Here is a 24,360-nt window from a genome sequence, read left to right as displayed (position 1 = left end):
GTATGCCGACCTATAAGATGAGCGATCTGGAGGAAAAATATTATAATTTCGTTGCTCCAGAATTCGAAATAATCATTGAGGGCCACTCCGCTAAATTAGATGAAATGGCTATAGGATGGATCGAAGTGGATCTGACAACGGACGCCAAAGCGGATGTTGCTAGATTCACGGTTCTTAATGCATACGAATGGAGCTCCAGTTCACTGGATTGGATGGATGACAAGATTGTTCCGGGAAAAGTGCTAGTGATCAAGCTTGGTTATGTGGACAAAAAGAGCCAGGTTTTCGAAGGTTTAATTACGGGATACACGATTAATTATTCATCGAATGGCAGCCCGACTGTAACTGTAACCGCAATGGATCGATCAATGCTGATGATGAAGACCTCAAGATCCAAAGTGTGGAAGTCAGTAAAGGACAGCGATGTCGTTACGACCATTGCCTCCGAATATGGCCTTACGCCTGATATTGACGCACTGACAATACTTAAAGATTCCATTGAGCAAATAGGCGTAAGCGACTTTCATCTCGTACAATCGCTGGCGCAAGATAATGATTACAGGTTCCACGTGACGGGCAACAAGCTTCACTTCCGCAAACAGGCAACAGAAGGCACACCGATTGTAGAGCTCAAGTACGGCTTTAGCCTTATCGATTTTACCTTAACGGTAGATGTGACGGGACAAGCATCCGAGGTAAAGGTCAGAGGCTACGACACCAAGACCAAAAGTCCGGTCGCAGGAAGCGCAAAAAGCGTCACGGTGATTAGCGGATCAAAGAGCGGTCCGAGCCTGGCGGGCGCGTTATCTTCAAGGAAGATAGAGACGCTCTACACGCAGGTATCCTCGGTGGAAGAAGCTAATCATCTTGCGGGGGCAATGCTGAACAAACTGTCCCGGGACCTCGTCAGAGGACATGGATCTTGTATTGGATTTCCGGAGATGATGCCGGGAAAGATGATCTCCATTTCCGGCATTGGGGGCTCCAAGATGGATCGTAATCTGATGATGACCAGAGTCGTACATCGCGTGGATGCGACTGAGGGCTATACCATTCAATTCGAAGCGGAGGGGAATGCATTATGAGATCCATGTATCCCGGGTTCTTCGAGCACCATGCGCGCGCCATGCCTACCGAACAGTTGTCTGGCGTCTGGAACGCAATCGTTACCAATAACAAGGATCCAGACAAGCTGGGTCGCGTAAAGCTCAAGTTCCCGCATCGCGAAGGGGAGCTCGAAACGGAGTGGGCCCGTGTCTCCACATTTATGTCTGGGAATGACCGCGGATCATTGTTTATACCCGAGGTCAACGATGAGGTGCTGGTCGCTTTCTTGATGGGGAGACTGGATCAGCCCGTTGTGATCGGCTCGTTGTGGAATGGCAAGGATAAACCGCCAGCTGGCGATGAGAACAATAAAATTCGCAAAATAAAAACAGTCTCCGGCCACGAAATAACCTTTAACGATAAGGAAAATGAAGAGTCCATCAGCATCAAAACAAAAAAGGGACATTCGATTGTATTATCTGACAAGGATGGCAGCATCAAGATGAATACGTCCGATTCGCAGCATAACTTGGAGCTTGATGAGAAAGGCAAAAAGGTAACGGTGAAGTCGGGCACGACTAAAATTGAACTTACATCAAGCGGCAACGTGACGATTAGCGGCTCACAATCGCTTACGGTCAAGGGCACAGAGGTGAAGGTCGAGGCGACCGCTTCCATGTCACTCAAGGCAGCAGGCATGCTTGATATCAAATCAGATGGCATGATTAACATCAAAGGATCCATGGTGAAAATTAATTAACGCCGGAGGGGGAGTCCGACATGTCTGCACCATTCTTAGGCAAGGGCTGGAAGTTTCCTGTGCAAGTAGACAAAACAACTGGGCGCATTCGGATGTCCGAAGGCGAAGATGACATTAAAGAAGCGATCCATATCATCATACGCACCTCAAAGGGCGAAAGATTGATGCGTCCGGACTTTGGCAGCGGTCTCCGAAACTTTGTGTTCGGCACGACGGACGATATGTCGATGCGGCTTATCGCAAGCGATGTGAAAGCAGCCATCCGGGACTGGGAGCCCAGAGTGAAGGACATCGAAGTAACGGCCCGGCCCGATCCTTCATCGAACGGACGAGTTCTGCTCGAGGTAGGGTACACGGTAAGATCGACAAATAATCTCTTTAACCAGGTCTATCCTTTTTATCTAGAGGAAGGCACGAAATAACGGGAGCGGTCAGCGAACATGACATATGCGGGAACAGGCGGCGGAGAGCGTCGGCCTCCGAGAATCAACACAAACAACTTGTCCACCTATATGGAAAAGTTCAAAGAGATGGCACCGCATTATACGCCAGAATGGCGTTTCTCGCTGGATCAGCCGGACGCCGGAACCGGACTTGCTTATATTGCCGGAGAGATGCTTGAGGAAACGGTGCAGCGGCTTAATGGAGCACCTATGAATCATTTGCTCTCCTTCCTCGATCTGATCGAGGTAAAGCTAGGGGCGCCTCGTCCAGCTCGAGCAAGGGTCGTTTTCCAGCTTAGCGAAGGTTCTACGGAGCCTGTTCACGTGCCAGCAGGACTCAAGCTGACCGCCCCGAATCCTCAAGGGGGAGATCCCCTTGTCTTCGAAACGGAAGGTGCATTAGCAGCGACGCCTGCCAAGCTGACGGCTATCGTCAACGTAAATCCCGCAAGGGACGAAATCGTGACGGCAGCCCGTGCTTACGACGAGAAGCTGGAGGCTGGCTTGGCTAACGAAGTACCGCTATTTGATACACAATCTGCGCCGAATGAGCAAGAGCATACCTTGTTTGTCCGTCACGATGATCAGTTGCTGGTTGATCGGCCATGCCGTATCTATATCAATGTGTTTCACACTGAGAAACGATATGCAGAACCCGAATTGGCTGCAGCGCTGGCATCCGAATACGTAGTCTGGAGCTACTTCAGCGAAGGGGAGTGGAAGCCGTTCCACTCTGTGATCGCGGCAGGCAACCTGATTATGTTGCACAAGAGCGAGCCGGGTAAGATGGAATTGACATCACATCAAGGCGTCGAAGGCCGCTGGATCAAATGTACGGTGAAACCAATACTTGGACATGCCTCCCCGATTCTGGCCAAGGGATTAGAGATGGACAAGATGCGATTGCGCGTCTCACATGACGCTGCTGGTGATTTGGAACGAATCAGACCCGATCATTTGTATTTTAATGATATGGCGTTATCCGAGGATGGAGCGTTTCCTTTCGGCGAACATTTTGTCCCTTACTCTGTCTTCTATCTATCCAGTGAAGAAGCGTTCAGTAAACGACAGAGCAAGCTGGAGCTCACGTTCTCGGCAATGGCCAAGGCTAATCGGCTGCGCATGGCTCCAGACCCGGATGTCAAATGGAAAATGGTCATGCGCACGTCGGAATTCGAAGAAAAGGATCCGCCGCGAATTCGGATCAGACAAGTTGTGTGGGAATATTGGAACGGTAGCAATTGGAATGTGCTGCCGGGCAATGAGCATTATGTCAACTTCTTTGAAGAACTGCCGGAGCAAGCCGTCAAACCGTTTCGACTAACATTTGATTGTCCGGAGGACATGGAGAAAACGTATGTAAACGGTGTTTATCAATACTGGGTACGGGCACGAGTGCTGCAGACGGATCCAGTCATTGCGCCGATAATGCAATATATGTCTCCATGGCTGGAGACACCTAGATTGTCTTATACGACCGGAACGCAGACTGTATTTGCGCCGCATAATGTTTATACGAGAAACAATGCAGATGATCGGGACAGAAGTTTGTCCGCAGATCAGGGGGTCGAGTCTTTCAAGCCGTTTGAAGGTATTCCGTCACCATGCCCTTCGGTATATATGGCTTTTCATCTTCCTCCTCAAAAGGGACCTATCCGCCTTCACTTCGAACTTGCAAGACGGTTCGTAACAGGCGACGAGCGACCATGGACGGACTGGGAGGCGTTATGCCGAGAGAATGGCCGACTCGTATGGAAGCCTCTGAAGATCGAGGATGGAACGGATGGCTTCGGCATGAGCGGCGAGTGGAGCTGGGTAGGGCCGCAGCATATGGCTGCCGCGCGTCTGTACGGACATGATCAGTACTGGATCAGAGCGATCAACAGAGACAGTCGGCTTAGCGAAGCGTATCCGGATAACCCTATTGCAGAAAGTATTCGCATCAATACGATAGCTGTCGTTCAGCAGGTTAGCCAGGAGCGCGAGATGACGATTCCAGCCGACGGACTTGTCGTGTTAACACCTACGGCATTTGTGGACGAGAGCGTATGGTTGGATGAATTGGCGGACTTTACGCCATCCGAAAGGGCAGCGATGCTGGATGCTGAACCAGATGACTGTTACGCCCAAGAGGGGAGCGAAGGGAATATCCTTCGATTCTGGGTCAGGTGGAAGGCGGTTTCGTCGCTCGCTGATTCTGGACCGGATGACCGTCACTATTCTCCGGATCGTGCAGGCGGTTTGCTCCTGTTTGGAGATGGCATGCATGGTCGTTCTCCGTCGGCCGAATACGACAGATTGGCTCGTATCTCCTATCGCACAACATCAGGAGCGTATGGTCGAGTCGAGGCTAACCAAATTAAGGGCATGCAGCTGCCGATCGCATACATCGACAGCGTCAGCAATCCCAGAGCCGCAATCGGCGGAAGCCATACAGAATCCATGGATGCCGTATTGCAGCGCGGGCCGCAGCGCCTGAAGAATCGTGGTCGAGCGGTTACGACAAAGGATATTGAATGGATCGCTAAAGAATCGTATCCCGGCATAGCCAAAGTAAAGTGCCTCAGCAATCGTAATTCTGTATTGGGGAGAGCGCCGGGGTCGGCTACGGTTGTTGCTTGCACAGACGGGGGATATGGGGATTCGGCTCAATTCCCGGAGCTTCGCAGGAGAGTGGAGTCTGAGCTGCTGAGAACCGCTTCCGGTGTGCTCGCTGTAGGCGGCGGGATCGCTGTAATCGAGCCGGCTTATCTGGAGGTGTCTGTACATGCAACGGTGGCTGCCGAATCCATTGGCGGTCTGCTCCCGCTCGAGCGCGCATGCACAGAGAAATTAACGACCTTCCTAAGCTTTATGAACGGCAACACGGACGGGCATGGATGGAATATCGGGGAACCGCTTCATCTTTCCCTGCTATATTCGCTGCTTCATTCCGTGAGGGGATTGTTATACATTGAGAGGTTATACGTACACGTATTCAAGATCGAGAACGGGGTTCGAACAGAATGGGACCCTGCCAGAATGAACGAAGTCATGCATGGGCTAGTCATGAGCGGCACGCACCGGATCACGGCGGTGCCGGCTGACGGAGCTTCGCGCTAATCGGAAGGAGGGACAATGATGTTGCCAAGGCTGCCGCTGGACGACCGCACGTATGCAGAGATCGTGCAGCAATCCAGGAAGCTCATACCGAAACGTATGCCGGAATGGACAGACGAAAACGCGCATGATCCCGGTATGACCATGCTGGAGCTGTTTGCATGGCTGACGGAAATGCAGCGCTATTACGTAAGCCGGGTTCCGAACAAGAATCGCAAGAAGTTCCTTGATCTGCTCGGCGCTGAAGTTCGCGACACTGCCTCAGCCAGTGCTATCGTCAGGTTCTCCGGTTTACAGGAACCAGTATCTCTTCCGAGAGGAACGAAGCTGCTTGCGGAGGACCAAGTATTCGAAATGATAGAGTCAGCAGAGCTGAAACCGCTTATGCTGGACCGAATCCTATGCCGAACGGAGAGGGAGTCTAGCGACGTCACAGCCTCCAACGATCATCTCCAAGTTTCCTTTTATCCCTTCGGCATCGACGCGAAACCAGGATCTAAGCTGTATATTTCGTTTGACAGGGAGCTAATTCCAGGAATAACGACAGCGTTGACCTTCAAGCTGTTGAAGACCGATGAGGCATCGAGAGACATCTATGACTCCGCTAGTGAAGAAGATCTGTCGATGCTGGCCCCTTCGGCAAGGTTGTCTTGGAAGGCGTATGGCGTGGATGATAACACGGGCAAAGCTGGCTGGCTGCCGCTGGAAGTAGTATCTGACGAGACGCGGCACTTCACGGTAAGCGGTACAGTCTGCATAGCCGCGACATCTCCGATGCAGAGCGTAACTGTACATCCGGCGGGAGATCGTCCACGATTCTGGATCTGTTGTACGGTAGAAGAGGCTGGTTACGAGATGCCTCCTAGAGTCGGCAGTCTGATGCTGCATACGGCACATGTCATCCAGAAAGATACATTAAGCGAAGTCATTGAAGCGATTGCTTCAGGTGACGAAGATGGAACTTTCGCTCTAAATTCGTACCTAGCAGCGTACGGCAATATTAGAGTTCAACTGGAAGCAGGACTCGGCGGTGGCTGGATAGAGCAATCCCAGAGCCAGTTCGAGGTAATCCGTTCGAGTGACGGCGTTAAGACGTCAGTTCGTCTATCACAAGGAGACGGTGGCAGGCTGGCAAAAGGAAACAAAATCCGTTTCATCGCAAGCGTGCCGGAGTTCTATCGATACCGAAACGTAGGAAGAAGTAACGGATTGCCTAATCAAAGCTTTGAATTGTACGATCTGCCTTGCCGCAAACGTAGTGCCATTGGATTGCAAGTAGGCGCTCAGGATCTTGCAGGTCAGATAATCTGGTCCGATTGGACTGCTGTAGATGACTTTGATCGTTCGGGGCCAAGCGATCACCATTTTTCGTATAACCCGCAAGAGAGACGAATTACCTTCGGCAATGGCGAACGCGGTGCGATCCCTGAAGCGAGCGTAGATGATAATATCGTTTTGATCTTCTGCGAGCTTGGCGGGGGAGATCGCGGTAACGTCAAGCCAGGTCTCATTCGAGAATGGGTGCATGTTGCGCAGCAGAAGCTTGGCATTCAAATTTCCAATCCGTTTTATGCAGCAGGCGGAACGGAAGCTGAGTCTCTCTCAGAAGCGTTGACGCGTGCCGCAGCTGAGCTGAAGCTCGCATTCCGGGCCGTAACGGACGAGGATTACGAGCTGATCGCCAAGGACACGCCAGGCATTGAGGTAGCGAGGGCCAAGTCGATTCCGCTCTTTAGGCCGGGGCTCTCCGATTATCCTAAAGAAAAAGCGGACGGTCAGCTGTCGTTGGTCGTTGTACCGCAGAGCCTCTCGCTTACGCCGATGCCAAGTGCGGGATTCTTGCGAACGGTGAGCAGCTATCTGGAGCAAAGACGATTAATTACGACGGAGCTGCATGTCATTCCTCCCGTATATATCAAGGTAACGGTCCATGCTGTAATCGTGGTTGAGCCTCCGTTTGCAGATGAGAAAGAACCATTAATTGCATTGCTTAAGGGATTGCTTCGACCTCTCGACGGTAATGAAGGAGAACGAGGCTGGGCTTTCGGTAGAACGGTATACAAGGGCGATATCTACAGTGCGCTTACCAAAGGCAACGGAGTTGTGTTCGTCCAAGATCTGTGGCTGGATGCAGAGGGTCTTCATGTGACTAGGTCTGCAGGCGGCGACATTGTCATCCCGCCTCACGGACTCGTGTTCTCAGGCGAACATGAGATTGAATTAATAAGCAGAACCCGGCTATAACGACGGATGATTGGCGGCAAAGGAGGGATTTTCACTGAAGGAGCAGAACCAATATTTCTCCATTAACCGGGAACAAGACTGGTTAAAGGGGACCACATACAACCTGGAGTTCGGGCTGGCGGGCCTCGGGATACGAAGGGATCATAGGTATGGAATTGCCGCATCGCTTCGATTAGCCGATCTCGAAGGGGTGTCATCCGTACGGGATATGGCCGTGGGCGAACATGATCGTATTTATCTCCTAGACGATCGCGCCGATCTATGGGGCTATGATTGGCGGATTGGCGATCATAAACGTCTCTTCCCGCAAGGTCACGGGTTGTTTGGGGGGGATGCCAGGATCTCGGCTTCCGGTCCATTGCTATTTGTTGCCGATCCTTCCGAACACTGCACGCTACTCGCCTTCCATGCCGGTAATGGACAAACCATGTGGTCGAGGCACGGAGGCGAGATCGAAGGATCAATCTTCCACCCCCTCGCCATTACATCTGATGCGAACCGTGTTTATGTACTCTCCCCTCAGGAAGTGGATGACGGCGGGGAGGAGCCGGCCGTGCCGGAAGGAAGCAGGTTTTCCGTCTATGCGTTCACGCATGGCGGAATGCTGGCAGAGAAATATGAGCTGCCTTCGTTAAAACAATCGGTAAGAGCAAAGCTGAAGCATCTCAACGGAGCTTACTTCATGACCAGAGGCGGAGACGGCAGCTTTGTTATTTTGGATACGATCTTTGCCAGGATTGCGATCCTGCACAGGGATGGGTTGGATGCTGTTCATGCTCTCCCGACAAGTACCTATGCCGGGATCGCCAGTGACCGCAGCGGAAAGTTATATGTCGGCGATGCTAGGGAAATCAGGGGGGAGGACGAGGATGATCGATTCGTTCTTTCCTTCGGCAAGAATGGTGAGCCGGCAGGCGCACTTACAAGCTTCCGAGGTCAGACAACAAGGTTGACGACAGATGGTTCGGATCGACTGTATGCATTGGGCAGCGGAGAAGAAGCGAGAATCACGCTCCTTCACCTGCAGCCGCAAACGTTGTCCATGCCAGAGACGGGCGTACCTGAAGGAGTCTGGTTGTCTAAGCGGTTCGACAGTACGGAGATCGGCACCATCTGGCACAAGCTGACGGCCGAAAGTTTTGTACCGGAAGGGACACAGCTACTCCTTTCCTACTTCTCACTTGATGATGAACGGGCCGTTATAGCAGGCGCCTATCGTTCCGTCGATGATTGGATCGCAGATCCAGCTGTTCCATACAAAGAAAAGCTGGATGGATTGGCGAAGCTTTGGTCAAGTCCGATACCGAATCCAAAGGATGCTTTGTTCATTAAAGCGAAGGGGCGATATCTGTGGCTCAAGCTGGAGTGGATCGGAACGGAGCGGTATTCGCCATCCATAGGGAAGTTGAGAGTTTATTTCCCTCGTGAAACCTATCTGGATTATTTGCCGGCCGTCTATCAAGAGGACGAAGAGAGTCGAGACTTTCTGGAGCGATATCTGTCATTGTTCGGAACCGCATTCTCCGAATTGGAGGACGAGATTGGCGATCTGTCTCGCTACATTGATCCCTACAGGGCGACAGGCGAGCATCTTCGCTGGCTTGCGACCTGGATCGGCCTCGAGACGGATGATTATTGGACCGACGAGCAGGTACGCGCATTTATACTCGCTGCCCCCGAGTTATACAGGTATCGAGGCACAAAGCGTGGGATCGGTGCCGTCATAGAGATGTACACGGGCGTTCAGCCCATTATTATAGAGCAGTTTCAGACCAAAAAAATGAGGGATCACGCGGAGCTTCGTAGTCTAACAGATGCGCTGTACGGTGACAATCCGTATTCGTTTACGGTGCTGCTGAAGCCCGAGCAATCGCTTAATGAAAAGCAGCGAGTCGTGATCGAGGGGCTGCTCGAAGAGCAGAAGCCGGCGTACACGGAAGCTAAGCTTGTTCAATTGCAGCCGTGGATGTATCTCGATCTGCATACGTACCTGGGCATTAATACCGTACTTACGGAGCCTTCACTGCTCATGCTGGGACCAGATCGCAGCATGCCGAACGACACGCTCATCGTTGAGATGGGCATGGAGAAACGAATGGATATTCATACGAGGTTGGAGCTTGATTCGGAACTAGAATAAACCGGACAAACGCTAAAAGGAGTGGTTGGAGTGAAAAAGTCGAGACTGTATCCGTTCGAGAGAAACCGTTATTTCTACGGGAAGCTGCTTACAGTGAGGGATTTCGAATCGGAGCAGAAATACTTTAATGACAAAAGAAGGTTGCTCAACCGGCTGCAATTCGGCAGCGGCGTCTTGTCCGGCATGTCGGTTGTAGCGGTAGACGACAAAACGGTTTCTGTTGAAATGGGCGTAGCGATCGATTACATCGGACGTGAAATCGTCATTCCGGCACCTGTTACCATGAAGTTGTCCATGATCGAAGGCTTCACAAACAACGAATACAAAAAGAATGTATACTTATGCGTTGCGTACGATGAGAAAGGCAAAGAGCCGGTACATTCGGTAGGCAATGCTTCAGTCCGTTCGGACGAAGTCAGCGAATATAATCGTGTATTGGAATCGTATCGTCTATTCATTAACGAGACAGCTCCTGCTCCTTCTTCGTTCGAATTCGTACAGCTTATGGAAAACATCGTGACGTTGTATGAGAAGGACAATGTTCGTATCACGCAGCGCATGCCGAAATACGTTGGCCCAGGCGAGGTTGTCGAAGTAAAGCTCGTCGTGGAGAAGACCTTGCAGACACCGCGTATCTCGTTCTCGTACGATTATGAGCTCGCGGGATTCCAGCTTGTCGGCGATTCGAACGGTTCAATCACCTTCCAGGAACCAGGCGATGCTCAGGATACGGAATACACTATGACTTACCAACTCAAGGCTCCGCTGGAAGGCGGGGGATTCGCAGAGCTGTTCGTACCGGCTCAGTCAGCCAAGCTGTCGATCGGAGATGCGCCAGTACCAATTGATGCGAGCGTTAAGCAGATCATCGAAGTAGTAACGATTCCGGTTGCCGATCGTATCTTGGAAGATTGGCACAACCGTACGCTGGAGCAAGCTGTCGAAGGATCGGCGGATAAGAGTATTTGTCTGGCCAAGATCAGCCTTCTGCAGATGGGACCAACCTATATGATCGAGAAGGTCGACCGTATGCCGTTCGACGAATATATCGAAAGCACAACGTTGACACAGAGACTGGCGCGCAGCGGCGGTGGAGCTGCTCTCAATCGATTCTTCGCGAATGCAGAAACAGAAGATTTGGAGTTTGGCGCCAAGCCAACGCTTGATGTACAATACCATCCGGATCGCAACGAATTCGACTTCAAGCTCGGTATTCCGCGTCCGCAGCATCTCTATGATGAAATTGCAACGGGCACGATGGAGGTCGCGCTTGAGGCAATAGGCAAGACAGGCGGATTCTTCTTCTCCCGCGGCAAAAAAAATTATGTCTCTGACGAAATCTTCCACGGTCTCGGCGAGGGGCAAGTCTCCATTGTCGTCGGCTTGGAAGAAACGGACGAATCGGGACATGCTTCGGGCACAGGCGCGAAGAAACAAATCTATTACGGCCAAAGCGATGTGTTCAAAGGAACGGAATTCGAACCGGATATCCCTAACGTTTCATTGGGAACGGTTGTGTATCCCGAGAAGGGAACATTCCGCATTGGTATGAAGCTCCAGGGAGAAACTGAGACAACAGCTTCTGTCATCGCTGTTCGTTGGTGGGCTTTCAAAAGTCTAGGTACGGCCCCTCAAGCGGCCTTACAAGCGCAGCTTGCCTCCGGCTTATCCGAGGCCGCAGCCAGCAAGGAATAATAATTATAGAAGACAGCAATCCCCCGAGAAGCGCCCTAAAGGCGTTGTCGGGGGATTGCTGTTATTCGTATAGTTCCGATGACAAGTACAGGATCAAGGAATCAATCTTCAGTTAGAATCTGTTCAACTTCCATGCGAACGAGCTTGTCTTTGTTTAGGATGAAAGTTAAAAGCATATTGCCTGTAACAAAACGTACGCTCATGCGACCATTCGTTAACGTCTCTTTAACGCTGACTGCTTTGGCGTCTATGAGCTTCTTATAAGCAGGCTCCATAATCAGTGCATTCCAGGTAGCCAGCTTAGTAACCATAAACAGCTCCGGGTTATCTACATCGGCGGTCAGTTGGAACGACATGCCCATGGCCGCATACGTTAGCTGTTGTGTAGCGGGTAACAAAGGCAGAAGCGGATCAAGCGTAAGGTCTTCTCCAGGGTCGACTATGCCGCTAACTGAGTTATTCGATCCTTCACTAGCTGACGGAGGGCCTGTACTTGCTCCACTGCTTGTGGCACTGTCTGTAGTCAGGTTGCTAGTCGTAGCGCTTGTGTCCGCAGCAGCTTCTTCTGTTCCGCTGTTTGTGGTCGAGCCTTCTGATTCTGCGCCGGTATCGGGGCTGTTAACTTCAGATGACGATCCATCTTCAATCGAGCCATTACCGGCAGGCGCCTCACCTTCGCCCGGAATCGGGAGCTCGGGCAATGCAGGCTCCTCCGCCGGTAGAACGGGATCAGCAGCGCCTAATGTTTCTTGCAGCTTCGCGAGTGTAATGCCGACAAACGATTCTCCCGAAGGACTGCCTCCGCGGAAAAAGCCTTTGTAGGCTATAGCACCGTCGCTATCAAACAAGGTACCGATTCCTTGATATTGACCGCCGGTGAACTGGCCGGAGTACTTTAGAATTCCGGCATTGTCGTACAAATCCCCGGTTCCATCCTTGGCACCGCTAAGGAATGTTCCTATGTATTGCGGTTTGCCGTTTTCGCTGAAATAAGTACCGGCACCATGATAGCTGCCAAGCAGGAATTCGCCTTCATACTTCACAAATCCGGATGCATATAGCTCTTTCCCTGCACCAGATGGCTTACCTGCGACAAAACCGCCTTCGTATAGGGCTGTCCCTTGCGAATCGAACAGCTTGCCTGTCCCTTCGTACACGCCAGCAACAAACGAGCCTTCATAAATCAATTTGCCATCGGCGCCAGAAAGCTTTCCTTCACCTTCGTATAGCCCATGCATGAACGCTCCAGCGTACTGAATACTTCCATTGGCGTTGTAGAGAACGCCGGCTCCTTCGAACTTCCCGGAGAGGAAAGCTCCCTCGTAGCTTACAGTACCGTCGACGTTATAAAGTGTACCGGTTCCGCTATAGGTATCGTTAAGGAATTGTCCTCGATAAAGCAACGAGCCGTCCTCGGCGTACAGCTCACCGTCTCCTGCCATGAGTCCTTTGTCAAACAACCCTCTATATCGGAGCGTTCCGTCCGGGTAATAGAGTTTTCCTTCGCCCGAATACAAGCCATCTACTAGCGGCCCTTCGTAAAGAAGATTGCCGTTGTCGTCCTTGACGGCTGCTGTTCCATTGAACCCACTGCCCGCAAGCGCGGCAGCCTCCAATTGGGGAGTCTTGCCCATCCACTTATTCAGGAAGGACGGCGGATTAATGAATCCGAAATACACGATGATTAGAGAGAGTACGATGATAATCGCAACAAGCTTCTTTGCAATATAATAGCTTCCGAGACGCAAATAATTGTCTAACGAACGGAGAGGACCAAAAATCGCCGTGACAAGAAATTTGCGAAGCATGGCGAAGAGCCTTTTTGGAAGCGTTTTGGCTTGTTTGATTGGACGAATGATGATCCGCTGGATCGGTTTGAATATCGGCTTAAGAATCGCTTCAATCATATTAAGGCACCTGTATAGTCATTTGGCCCGGAGCTGTCACCGAGATCACTCCGCCCCAATTGCACATGCATTTGGACGAATTGTTCAGCGCTGGCATATTCCCGATCAGTACGGTCGGCGATCCTGGCGCCCAAGGCGCAGCCGTCACCGGCACGCAGGGCATAGGAGTTAGCACGCCTAACGCCGCTGCCGTTGCAGAAGCTACCATCGGATTAGCAAGCGAGTTGCACATCCCGAAGGGCAAAATGTTCACCATTGGTTTATTATCCATAATGTTGGCCGCAGGCATAAGGTTCACGACTCCGTTGGCAGGCAGTGTGAGCAGGCTGCTGGGAGCGGCTCCGAAGGTGCATTGCAGCGTGGCTCCGCCGCATACTAATTGACCCATAACGTTCCTTTCCGTGAGCAGGAAGACATATCGGACTCCCTCTCTCTGTTTTATAATCAATGGGACAGAATCTATGCTGTGGAATAGGCTGCAACAATTTCTTTGTAATGGAAAATAACCATTGTGGGCAGCTACTATTATTAATAGTACTATAAGCCTCTTTCGCGCATCAACATAAACCTGCATAAATGGCTATAATTCGTCAAAAAAATGATAGGAAAGGGATGCCAAGCGATCAAACATATAGTACTATGGAAATAGAAAATTCATGCTATCTGAAAGCGATGGTGTTCATGCGAAAGTCCCCGATTATATTGATCCTGCTCGTAATCGCAGTCGGGCTTGGCTGGCTTGTGTCCGCAAATCGGACGCAGTTAGATACTCTTCCTTTCGAGAGAGAGCGCCCATTTACCTATTTATCTAAAGTTTCAATGGGACCAGACGGTCTTGTTCATGCTATTGCGGATTCACGTAAGGAACTGATTCAATTAGGCGGCGATAACGTCCTGCAACTGGATATCACGCTAGATGATGGTGATGGCAGGAGTCACGGATTTACCGAGGTGGCCGCAGCCGACGACGGCAGCATGATCGCCCTCGACACCGTGCTGGATGAATACGGCCTATACGTGCAGGAAGAGCTTCTTATCCGCTATGCGCCCGGCGAGAAGGAAGGATCGGTGCTTTATTCCTACAAAGGGACAGGGAACAACAAACGGCTTGGCGTTATTAAGGGCCTGCAGACAGCAGGAGAAAACCTGTATTTCTACATTGACGAAGCAGAGAAGGGGATAGGACTGCACCGGTTGCCGCTGACCGGAGGATCGCCCGAAGAGCTGTTTCGTTTTCAATTGCCCGAGGATCGATTCTTATCTGAGATTGCAGGATACGAGATCGGTTCTATCTATTACTCTACTCGCCGCGGTGCCGTCTACCATGTAGCTGATAACGGGGAAAGCGACCGTATTTATCCTTTGCCGGATACGGAACGGAGCAGCCGGAATTTCCCTGAAGCGCTGGAATTAAAGGATGGGCGTCTCTATTTCATTGACAGACTTGTTAATGCGATTACGAGTCTGAGTATCGCGAGCCCATCCGATATCCGCACGGAATTAACAGAGGCTCAGCTAACCGAGCATGCAGGCGGAGCAGAGAATCTGGAAATGATGGATCTAGCAATCGGTCATGACGGTGGAATCCAGCTTGCGCTGGATGACCGAATCGTCTCCATAGGTACGGATGGGACAAGCTCTCGCATCATCTCGACGTTATCTTACGCTGGCAGCGAGATTAGGTTGAGCTGGCTGGTGTGGTCCGGGGCTCTTCTGCTGCTGATCGTGACGGTCATCGCATTGCGTATGATTTACGTTCATTGGCTCAATCGGCGTTTGTCGCTGTTCTTTAAACAAGTATTTGCGATCGTTCCGATTCTGGTCATCTCGATGTTCTTGCTTTCCAACTTTATCTACGACAGCTTTTCTAATCGGATGGAAGAGGATATGCAGCGCCAGCTTTCGCTGCTTGCACGGAACGGACAATCCATCATCGACGGGGATAAACTTAATCGTCTGACGTCGCCTAGTGATTACGGGAATGAGGATTATAAGGAGCTGCGCTCCAAGATGGATTTCTTGTACGAGAACGAGGATCCAACGATCAGGCAAGGCTTATACAGCACATTGTACAAATACGAGAACGGCGAGTTCTTCCTCATGATGGACGATGACGACGGAGCGAACATGTTCAAGCCGTTCGCACTTAGCGATACGAACCGCCCTGTCGTTGAGAACGGAGATATTGTATCCGAGCGCTGGGAGGATTCGACCGGCAAATGGATGTACGCCATCGGACCTGTCTATGATTCCGCAGGCAATGTTGTCGGAGTATATGAGACGGGCAGCGACCTCAATGTCTTCTATCAATCTAATGTGACGATCTACCAGAGCATTCTGCGAAACATCGGACTGATCAGTCTAGTCATTATTGCACTGGTGCTTGGCGTTACGTATTGGCTGCTACGCTCGCTCCGCAAGCTGCGCAAGAGTGTCATGGAGATGGCAAACGGCAACTGGGACGTAAAAGTAAATATTAAATCGCAAGATGAAGTTGGCGATTTAGGCGAACAATTTAATCGAATGGCGCAGCATATTCGCACGTATATCAAGGACATCACGACCTTCAGCGAGGCATCGCATCGATTCGTTCCGCAGCAAATTTTTAAATACTTAGGTAAGAAGGGCATTACGGAGGTACATCTTGGCGACCAGGTTCAGGGCAATATGTCGGTCATGGTGACAAGCATTCGCTCTTTCAACCAGCTTTCCAAGCAGCTGTCTCCCAAACAAAACTTCGATTTCATGAATGGCTTCCTCAAACGATTCAGCCCGTTTGTACGGCAAGAGGAAGGTCTTATCAGCAAATATTTAGGGGCAGGCTTTATGGCGCTTTTCCCTGGACGAGCCGATGACGCCATTCGCGCTGCCATCGCAATCCGCAGGGAATTGACAGCATATAACGAAAGTCTGCAAGCCGCGGGCATGAATCCGGTCGATATAGGGATGGCGATCCACAAAGGACCGTTGATGTTAGGGATAGTAGGCGAAGAGCAGCGACTTGAGGGTAACGTTATCTCCGATGATGTCAATGTGACAACTGCGCTGGAGCGGTTGTCCGATACGATGGGATCATCATTGTTGGTAACCAAGACATATTTCGAACAGCTTCGTGCTCCAGAACGCATCCGATTCAGATATTTGGGTCGAATCGGTTTAGAGGGCAAGGACGAATCGATAGAGCTGTATGATGTTTATGATGGTGACTCCGACAAAGAGCGACAGCTCAAGGATCGAACGAAAGCGACATTCGAGAAGGGGATCCGACTCTGTCAGGAGGGACGATTCTTCGACGCTCGCGAGACGTTTGTCGAGGTCATTAAGATTAACCGATTCGACAAAACGGCCAAGCTGTATTTCTATCTTTGCGACGAGTATTACCAGAAGGGTTCATCGGAAGGCTGGAACGGCACGCTTGCAGTCTAAAATGATATAGAAATCGTTAGAAAAGGGGCGGAAGGAACATGCTGCTACAATCATGTCGCATCGAGCTGGTAGAAGATAGGCAGACGGCGGAGGAAATCAGTTCGTTCTTATTGTCCGACAGCTCGTTCGATGATACGCGTTATACGCCGGGCGAGCTCAAGCACTTTCGCGAGCTTCCGCTTAAAGCTCTTGCAGGAGAAGAAGTGTTCTGGTATGCCCGCAGTGAGGATGGAAGTATTGTGGGCATCAACTGCATGGCTCCTAATGAGCAGAACTCCGGCGGATACAACTGGGATTATCTCGTTGTACATAGGGATTACCGCAGAAGCGGACTCGCGGCAAGCTTCATCGACGAGATGTTTCGGTATTTGAGAGAGCGGGATGCCCGTTATCTGTTGGGGTACACCTGCGATTTGCCTGAATATGACGCAATCAAAAAAATGTTCCACAAGCTGGGTTTTGCCGAGATCGGTCGTTGTCCCGATTATTATTATGCAGGGGAAGATCGATTGATTTACCATATCAAGATTACGGAAAGCACTCATACATTAATGCGTGACTGAAGAAGGAAGATGGAACAGCCTTCATGAAGGAGATAAAGCGATGAATAGAATGATGCGAGCCGTAGGTGCCCGTCCGGAGGATCAGCGTAAGCTGCTCCTGATGGCACCTGTTTTTTTTGTTTGCGGCATCGCGGAGATGCTGAACTACAATAGCTTCATGACGTTGTTCAACCAGAGGTTCGGCAGTGAGTTTTTGCCTTATGTCTATGCGGCGGAAGCCGTTATTCTTCCGCTTGAAGCATGGTTGCTGTCCTGGCTTGCGGCCAGACTTCCAAAACCCAAGCTAATGCGAGTAATGTTCGGCATGATGCTCGGCATCGTTGGAGTCAGCGCCGTTATTTTGTTAGTTCTGGACGGAATCGGGATGGATGCTAGATGGTTCTACCCTGTATTGTTTATCGCTTCGAGCTTCGTTGTGCGGCAGCAAACCTTATTACTATGGAGTCTCGCGGTCGATCTATGCTCAACTCAACAGGCGAAACGACTGATGCCAATCTTTGTAGGAGCAGCGACTCTTGGCGGGGCAACCGCTGGCTTGCTTGCTCAGCTCATTAGTCTAGCATTCGGACCCGTTGCGATATATACGGTCGGGAGCTTGCTGCTGCTGCTCATCTGGGGCAGGTACCGCAAGGTGATCTCGGTCTATTTGGTACCAATATCATTACGACTTGAAGCAGCATCCACCGAGGAGGAATCGGTTAGCGCAGGCACGGTATTTAAGCAGGCGCTGCGATCGCCGTTTCTACTCATGGTTATTTTATTGATGACGTTTATGCCAGCACTCTACTTCCTCATGGAGTACGAATATCTGAGCATTGCCAAGGAGACGTATGAGAGCGAGAAGTCGTTTAGCCAATTTTTTGGCATGATAACGATGATCTTATTCGTGCTTGCTTTTCTTCTGCAGTTGGTATCGGGCAAACTTATGGAGAAGCTCGGAGCTAGCCAGATGCTGACGATGATTGCCGGTGTATATGTAATCTCTTTCACTGGGGCAGTATTATTCGGCGGTGGCGGGGCGGCATTGCCCGTTATTTCTTTGGGTTATATGCTGTTATATTTGTTGCTCTACTATTCGGCTGAGCCCTCCTATCAGCTATTTTTTAAGACGCTTCCTCTTGCGCAACGAGATAGTTACCGGTACGCTGCACAAGGAATAGCTGCGTCCGCAGGTATTTTGCTCGGAGCGGGAATGCAGTTCTTGCATGCGGGCCTCGGTTTCTCGTGGCTGGTGCTATCCATTATCGGACTTGCGGGCTCAGGCGTACTGCTCGTGCTGGCTTGGTATGGAAGACGGCTATATATGCTTGAGCTGGTTCGGAGTGTTAGCTATATGAGCGCTGATGATCTCGCGGATTCGATGGACGAGCTTAGTATGAACCCGGCAGCTATCGCAGAAGCACGTCGTTTGCTCAAGGATCCATCGGAATCGGCCCGTGAGATTGGGATACAGCTTATTGGCAGATTGCAGGACCCTCAAGATTTGCCGGCATTATTAAGCATATTGGATAGTGCCAATGATCGGATTCGGATAGCCGCAATCCGCGCGATGTCGCTAGAGAGGGCAGATCTGCAAGCGATGGCTGGGATTGCTAGATTGTTAGAAGAGCCGGATGACGCGCTGCGCACGGAAGGCGTTAGAGCAATTGCTCGGATGAAACTGCTAGAAGAGCAGGCGTTTTTCTTCTTGCGGCAGAAGCTGCTTGATCGCCATCCTTCCGTTGTGGCGGAGGCAGTCAAAGCGATGTATTCGCTTGGACGTGAACAAAGTTACGAGGCTTGCCGAGAAGTTATTGAACGAATTCTCGAAGAAGGCGGAGAGGCTTCCGTCTACATGTGTTCCGCGATTGCTGACTTGGAATTGACAAACTTTATCCCGGCTATTATACGATTGACGGATGACCCGCATCCAGCAGCTAGAGTATCCGCGATCCGCGCGCTTGGTAAGCTTCATTGCGAGGAGCTAGTACCGTTGCTTCTGCCTAAGCTGGCGCGAATGGACGAAGAGATGTTAAGCGCAGCAACAATGGCGTTTGTGGATATTGGTGAGCCTTCCGTTCGTCCTTTGCTTGCCAGCCTGACGGCTGCTTCACCCAAACAATGGTGCGCCTCAGTTATAGCTTTGTCTGAGCTGCTAAGTGAGGAAGATCTGCGTGGTGTTCTGGCACGCGAGGCATTGATTCGACTAGCGGAGCTCGGCAAGGCAGCTGATTACGGTGTCGCGCTGCGCGTCTTCGGCAGGGAGGAGCTTGCCAAGCTTGCGGATATGCGTTGGCATGAGGTACGCGGTTTCGTATTCAGGGGGTTATGGAGCATACTCGCCAAGATGACCGACGAACGTGCGGTAGATGTGATCAGAACGGGCGTTACGCACGAAGAGGAAGAATATCGCAGCAATGCCTTGGAAGTACTTTCGGAAGGATTCGGTGATCGAAGAATTTCCCAGGCAATGATTACGACTTTGGAGCTCGAGACATCTTCACGCCCGGCTATGGGAAGGTCGGATGCTAGAGCGCTTCTGGTTATGGCACGGGATGGATCCGATGATTGGTGGAAAGAGATGGCGAGCGAAACGCTTGTAGACAGAAACGGAGGAGAAGGCATGACAAACGAAGGACTTATGATGAGCCGACTAAACAAAGTCGTATTCCTGAAGCAGGTCCCTTATTTCTCCGATCTCTCTCTTGAAGAGCTGGGGCTCATTGCGGGAGTGGCCGTAGAGGAAACGATCTCTGACGAAGACTCGTTGCTGAAGCGCGGCGAACGACATCCGGCGATGTATGTGATCGTTGACGGCAATATTGAATTGACCAGTGTGTCCGCTGCTGGATGGGAAGGGACAATTGGCGTGCTTAGTCCTGGAGATGTTTGCGGTGTTACGTCCGCGCTTGACGGCACACCGTCCACAGTGTCAGCGCAGTCGCTTCTCGGCGATGTACGGGTGCTTAAGCTAATAGGTGATGATGTCTCAAGACTGGTGCGATTGTATCCGGAGATTGGTATAGGGTTGCTGCGTGCTTCATTTGCAAGGATACGATTGCTCGAAGAGATGATGATGCGGATTGATTCATGAGATCTTCATCAATGAAGGTTGCATCGAATCCGTTACTTGCATATAATAAAGATTAATATTCTGCCACGATGGAGAAGAGTAAGCAGTGCTTCCGCACAGGGAGAGGACGCCATGGATTGAGAGCGTCCTTATGGAATCAGGCTGCCGAAGTTCGCTCCGGAGCATGTACTTGAACGGTCGAGACAAATGGAAATTCCACGTCATGATCAGTAGAGATGCACGGTTCCCGCCGTTATTGGGACTTGAGCAATTACATGATGTGTGAACTGTCAGTCGTGTGATTGGAATTAGGGTGGTACCACGGTTCTTCCGTCCCTTCGGGGAGGAAGGGCTTTTTTTGTTTTCACACACAAAATACGATCTTCACCGATCGTGGCGGCGATTGTCGTACTTCCTGGTTGGTTCGGTTCCATAGAACCAAACGGAGAACAGTAAGTTACAAACTAGTGGAGGCGAAGAACAATGAAAGCAAGGCTGGAGGAGCTGCGCGCGGAAGCGCTGCGCGAGCTTCAGGACGTAGCGTCGCAAGGCGCTCTGAACGATCTGCGCATCAAATATTTGGGCAAAAAAGGCGCCTTGACGGAAATATTGCGTGGCATGGGTGCACTTAGCGCCGAAGAGCGTCCCGTTATCGGCGGGGTGGCCAATGATGTGCGTAGCGCGATCGAAACTGTCATCGAAGAGAAACAAACGGCGTTCCAACGTGAAGAAACAGAAGCTCGTCTGCGCGGGGAAACGATCGATGTGACTTTGCCGGGCAGAGCGCTGCCAACAGGCGCCGTTCATCCGCTCAATAAGGTCGCTCAAGAAATCGAAGACGTATTTATCGGACTTGGTTATACCATTGCGGAAGGTCCCGAGGTCGAAACCGACTATTACAACTTTGAAGCCCTTAATTTGCCCAAGAACCATCCGGCTCGCGACATGCAGGATTCGTTCTATGTCACGGACGAAATATTAATGCGTACACATACCTCGCCTGTACAGGTCCGCACGATGAAGGAAAAGGCGGGCATGACGCCAGTGAAAGTGATATGCCCAGGCAAAGTGTATCGCCGCGATGACGACGATGCGACTCATTCGTTCCAATTCAATCAAATTGAAGGTCTTGTTATTGGCAAAGGTATTCGGATGAGCGATCTGAAAGGAACGCTGTTGCAATTCGTGCAGCAAATGTTCGGATCACAGGCACAAATTCGTCTGCGTCCAAGCTTCTTCCCGTTCACGGAGCCAAGCGCCGAAGTAGACGTAACTTGCGTGCAATGCGGTGGAGATGGCTGCCGGATGTGCAAACAAACAGGGTGGCTGGAAATTCTAGGATGTGGCATGGTGCATCCTCGCGTACTTGAGATGGGCGGCTATGATCCGGAAGAAGTGACCGGCTTCGCCTTCGGCATGGGCGTAGAGCGGATCGCGTTGCTCAAATACGGCATCGACGACATCCGCCATTTCTACACAAATGATCTGCGATTCTTGGGCCAATTCGCCAGAATGTGACGAAAGAAGGGACGATACCTACATGTTAGTATCCTATCAATGGTTAAGTGAATATATCGATTTATCCGGTTTGTCGGCCGAAGAGCTCGCTGAGCGAATGACACGCGGGGGCATCGAGATCGACGGAGTGGAATCCCGTAACAAAGGTGTTACCGGCGTCGTTGTCGGCCATGTTGTATCTAAGGAAAAACATCCCGACGCCGATAAGCTGAACGTGTGTAAGGTAGATGTAGGCACAGGCGAGGAGCTGCAGATCGTTTGCGGCGCCAAAAATGTCGATGCCGGTCAGCTTGTTCCTGTTGCCGTTATCGGCGCTGTGCTTCCGGGCGACTTCAAGATTAAACGTGCCAAGCTGCGCGGTGTGGAGTCGCAAGGCATGATCTGCTCCGCAAAAGAGCTTGGTCTGAATGAAAAGCTGCTGCCGAAGGAGCAGCAAGAAGGCATTCTGGTTCTGCCGGAAACGACTCGTATCGGCAGTCCAATCACCACTGTGCTCGGAATTGACGACGAGGTGTTAGAGCTGGATTTGACGCCTAACCGTTCGGACTGCTTGAGCATGTTAGGCGTTGCTTACGAGGTTGGTGCTTTGACAGGCCGCGAGGTCAAATTGCCGGATAACGCTGTGCTGGACGCGGCTATTGAAACCAAGGGACTTGTATCTGTAAGCGTAGAAGCAGCAGAGCAGTGCCCACACTACACAGCGCGTTATATCAAGGATGTAAAAATCGGAGCTTCGCCTGCATGGCTGCAGAATCGCCTGATGGCGGCAGGTGTTCGCCCGATCAACAACGTTGTCGATGTCACCAACTTTGTCATGCTGGAATACGGTCAACCGCTGCATGCGTTCGATGCTGATCGTGTGCCGAATGGACGTATCGTGGTGCGGATGGCGCGCGACGGCGAGACACTCGTTACGCTAGATGATCAAGAGCGCAAGCTGGAGCCGCATATGTTGGTCATCACCGATGGCAATAATCCGATTGCGCTTGCTGGTGTTATGGGTGGGGCGAGCACTGAAGTTACTTCAGGCACAACAAACATTTTGTTGGAATCGGCGCGTTTCGACGGCGGAACAGTGCGCAAGACATCCCGCCAACTGGGTCTTCGTTCTGAATCCAGCATTCGCTTCGAGAAGGAAGTTGATCCTTCGAACGTCATTCCGGCGTTAGACCGTGCAGCTTCCTTGATCGCTCAATTGGCGGAAGGACTAGTAACGGACGGTATTGTTGAGGCTTCCGCCAAACAACCCGAGCCAGTTGTTGTCGAGTTGACGCTGGAGCGTATCAACGGTTATCTCGGAACAGAGCTGTCAAGTCTCGAGGTTCGTTCGATCATGGGGCGTCTGCAATTCCAATACGAGGGAGGCGCAGACGATTTGTTCAGTATTCAAGTGCCTGCACGCAGAGGCGACATTACGCGAGCGGTGGATATCATTGAGGAAGTTGCGCGGCTTTATGGATATGACAATATCCCTACAACGCCGATCTATGGCGATGTCATCCCTGGATCCCTTACGAAACCGCAAGCGATCCGTCGCGAGCTTCGCAAACGTCTTGCGGATTCCGGCTTGCACGAGGTCATCAGCTATTCGTTCACAAGCCCGGCGCGGACGGAGCTTTTCCCTGGATTATCTGACGACGCCCGTGCGGTTCGTCTGGCTATGCCGATGAGCGAAGAACGCAGCGTACTGCGTACGACGCTTCTCGCGCAATTAGTTGAGACGGTCATCTATAACGGCAATCGCAAAAATCATTCTGCCGCCTTGTTCGAAATCGGCAGTGTATTCCATACGGACGAAGAAACGTTAACCCGCTTGCCACGCGAGAAACATCGGTTTGCGGCGCTGTTAACGGGAAATCGTACCGAAGCGGGCTGGAACGGCAAAGCGGCTGCATATGATTTCTATGATGCCAAAGGTATCGTCGAAACGATTGCTTCTACGCTAGGACTTGCGGATAAGCTGACTTATGCACCTGCCCAGCCGGAGCACTTCCATCCCGGCAGAACAGCAGCAATTGTGCTAGAGACAGAAGCGGGTCCTGTTACGATTGGATATGTCGGCCAGATTCATCCGGCGAATCAGCTGGAGTGGGAGCTTCCCGACGCATTTGCCATCGAGCTTGAATTGGGCCCAGTCTATGAATATGCGAGCTTCGATATCGAATACCGCACATTGCCGCGTTACCCAGCCATGGAACGTGATATCGCGGTTGTTGTAAACGAGAATGTTGCAGCAGGCAGTCTGACCAAATCCGCCACAGAGACGGCAGGAGAGCTGCTGGAGTCCATTCGTGTGTTCGACGTGTATACAGGAGATCGTCTGGGTGCCGGCAAGAAGAGCGTTGCACTGTCGCTTGTTTATCGTCATGCGGAGCGTACGTTAACGGATGAAGAAGTAACAGCGCTGCACGCGGAGGTTGTCGAGCAGCTTACGCAATCTTTTGGCGCAGAATTGAGAAAGTAGGC

The 24,360-nt window shown here is 51.3% G+C and carries 14 protein-coding genes; 12 read left to right on the top strand and 2 right to left on the bottom strand.

Translation table 11 applies throughout. The features are described from left to right. Positions 1 to 2 precede the first annotated feature (2 nt). From ACX1C1_RS25855 to ACX1C1_RS25825, 7 genes are read left to right on the top strand one after another with little or no spacing between them, the layout of a single operon-like run. Positions 3 to 1,085 carry a phage late control D family protein gene (locus tag ACX1C1_RS25855; protein WP_458954985.1) on the top strand — a complete coding sequence of 361 codons (1,083 nt, stop codon included), beginning with the start codon at positions 3 to 5 and terminating at the stop codon, positions 1,083 to 1,085. Beyond that, positions 1,082 to 1,807 (top strand): phage baseplate assembly protein V, encoded by a 726-nt coding sequence (locus tag ACX1C1_RS25850; protein WP_458954984.1) that lies wholly within the window; start codon positions 1,082 to 1,084, stop codon positions 1,805 to 1,807. The genes ACX1C1_RS25855 and ACX1C1_RS25850 overlap by 4 nt, the downstream gene beginning before the upstream one ends. 20 nt (positions 1,808 to 1,827) lie before the next feature. After that, positions 1,828 to 2,229, top strand: a complete 402-nt coding sequence (locus ACX1C1_RS25845) for a GPW/gp25 family protein (protein WP_458954983.1) — start codon at positions 1,828 to 1,830, stop codon at positions 2,227 to 2,229. A gap of 18 nt (positions 2,230 to 2,247) precedes the next feature. After that, entirely contained in the window at positions 2,248 to 5,352 is a 3,105-nt protein-coding gene (locus tag ACX1C1_RS25840) for a baseplate J/gp47 family protein (RefSeq protein ID WP_458954982.1), read from the top strand. A gap of 15 nt (positions 5,353 to 5,367) precedes the next feature. Next, positions 5,368 to 7,593, top strand: coding sequence for a putative baseplate assembly protein (locus ACX1C1_RS25835; RefSeq protein ID WP_458954981.1), 2,226 nt, complete (start codon positions 5,368 to 5,370; stop codon positions 7,591 to 7,593). 10 nt (positions 7,594 to 7,603) lie between these two features. Next, positions 7,604 to 9,733 carry a phage tail protein gene (locus tag ACX1C1_RS25830; protein ID WP_458954980.1) on the top strand — a complete coding sequence of 710 codons (2,130 nt, stop codon included), beginning with the start codon at positions 7,604 to 7,606 and terminating at the stop codon, positions 9,731 to 9,733. Between the two features lie 30 nt (positions 9,734 to 9,763). Beyond that, complete coding sequence (locus ACX1C1_RS25825) at positions 9,764 to 11,428, top strand: hypothetical protein (protein WP_458954979.1); 1,665 nt, start codon at positions 9,764 to 9,766, stop codon at positions 11,426 to 11,428. A gap of 101 nt (positions 11,429 to 11,529) precedes the next feature. Here the strand turns inward: ACX1C1_RS25825 and ACX1C1_RS25820 are convergent, their stop codons facing one another. Beyond that, complete coding sequence (locus tag ACX1C1_RS25820) at positions 11,530 to 13,335, bottom strand: MORN repeat-containing protein (RefSeq protein WP_458954978.1); 1,806 nt, start codon at positions 13,333 to 13,335, stop codon at positions 11,530 to 11,532. A 1-nt stretch (position 13,336) separates the two neighbouring features. Beyond that, positions 13,337 to 13,723, bottom strand: coding sequence for a DUF4280 domain-containing protein (locus tag ACX1C1_RS25815; protein ID WP_458954977.1), 387 nt, complete (start codon positions 13,721 to 13,723; stop codon positions 13,337 to 13,339). 293 nt (positions 13,724 to 14,016) lie between these two features. Here ACX1C1_RS25815 and ACX1C1_RS25810 point away from each other — a divergent pair, with 293 nt between their 5' ends. From ACX1C1_RS25810 to pheT, 5 genes are all read left to right on the top strand, one after another. Further along, a complete protein-coding gene (locus ACX1C1_RS25810; RefSeq protein WP_458954976.1) occupies positions 14,017 to 16,761 on the top strand; it encodes a HAMP domain-containing protein in 2,745 nt (914 codons plus the stop codon). A 38-nt stretch (positions 16,762 to 16,799) separates the two neighbouring features. Continuing rightward, positions 16,800 to 17,324: a GNAT family N-acetyltransferase gene (locus tag ACX1C1_RS25805; protein ID WP_458954975.1), complete on the top strand. Its 525-nt coding sequence runs from the start codon at positions 16,800 to 16,802 to the stop codon at positions 17,322 to 17,324. A gap of 40 nt (positions 17,325 to 17,364) precedes the next feature. Further along, positions 17,365 to 20,397: an Npt1/Npt2 family nucleotide transporter gene (locus tag ACX1C1_RS25800; protein WP_458954974.1), complete on the top strand. Its 3,033-nt coding sequence runs from the start codon at positions 17,365 to 17,367 to the stop codon at positions 20,395 to 20,397. Between the two features lie 462 nt (positions 20,398 to 20,859). After that, the gene (gene pheS, locus ACX1C1_RS25795; RefSeq protein ID WP_458954973.1) at positions 20,860 to 21,894 is read left to right on the top strand and encodes a phenylalanine--tRNA ligase subunit alpha; all 1,035 of its coding nucleotides are present in this window, start codon (positions 20,860 to 20,862) and stop codon (positions 21,892 to 21,894) included. Positions 21,895 to 21,916: 22 nt separating this feature from the next. After that, positions 21,917 to 24,358 carry a phenylalanine--tRNA ligase subunit beta gene (gene pheT / locus ACX1C1_RS25790; protein ID WP_458954972.1) on the top strand — a complete coding sequence of 814 codons (2,442 nt, stop codon included), beginning with the start codon at positions 21,917 to 21,919 and terminating at the stop codon, positions 24,356 to 24,358. The last annotated feature ends 2 nt before the right edge of the window (positions 24,359 to 24,360 follow it).

Source organism: Paenibacillus sp. strain BS8-2, from assembly GCF_054483835.1.
The sequence above is the reverse complement of the archived record's forward strand: the minus strand, read 5'-3'. Positions and strand labels throughout refer to the sequence as shown.

Coding starts and splice junctions, on each gene's coding strand:
- ACX1C1_RS25845 (WP_458954983.1), top strand. CDS start 1,828: ATGTCTGCACCATTCTTAGGCAAGGGCTGGAAGTTTCCTGTGCAAGTA.
- ACX1C1_RS25840 (WP_458954982.1), top strand. CDS start 2,248: ATGACATATGCGGGAACAGGCGGCGGAGAGCGTCGGCCTCCGAGAATC.
- ACX1C1_RS25800 (WP_458954974.1), top strand. CDS start 17,365: ATGAATAGAATGATGCGAGCCGTAGGTGCCCGTCCGGAGGATCAGCGT.
- pheS (WP_458954973.1), top strand. CDS start 20,860: ATGAAAGCAAGGCTGGAGGAGCTGCGCGCGGAAGCGCTGCGCGAGCTT.
- ACX1C1_RS25835 (WP_458954981.1), top strand. CDS start 5,368: ATGATGTTGCCAAGGCTGCCGCTGGACGACCGCACGTATGCAGAGATC.
- ACX1C1_RS25820 (WP_458954978.1), bottom strand. CDS start 13,335: ATGATTGAAGCGATTCTTAAGCCGATATTCAAACCGATCCAGCGGATC.
- ACX1C1_RS25850 (WP_458954984.1), top strand. CDS start 1,082: ATGAGATCCATGTATCCCGGGTTCTTCGAGCACCATGCGCGCGCCATG.
- ACX1C1_RS25810 (WP_458954976.1), top strand. CDS start 14,017: ATGCGAAAGTCCCCGATTATATTGATCCTGCTCGTAATCGCAGTCGGG.
- ACX1C1_RS25815 (WP_458954977.1), bottom strand. CDS start 13,723: ATGGGTCAATTAGTATGCGGCGGAGCCACGCTGCAATGCACCTTCGGA.
- pheT (WP_458954972.1), top strand. CDS start 21,917: ATGTTAGTATCCTATCAATGGTTAAGTGAATATATCGATTTATCCGGT.
- ACX1C1_RS25805 (WP_458954975.1), top strand. CDS start 16,800: ATGCTGCTACAATCATGTCGCATCGAGCTGGTAGAAGATAGGCAGACG.
- ACX1C1_RS25855 (WP_458954985.1), top strand. CDS start 3: ATGCCGACCTATAAGATGAGCGATCTGGAGGAAAAATATTATAATTTC.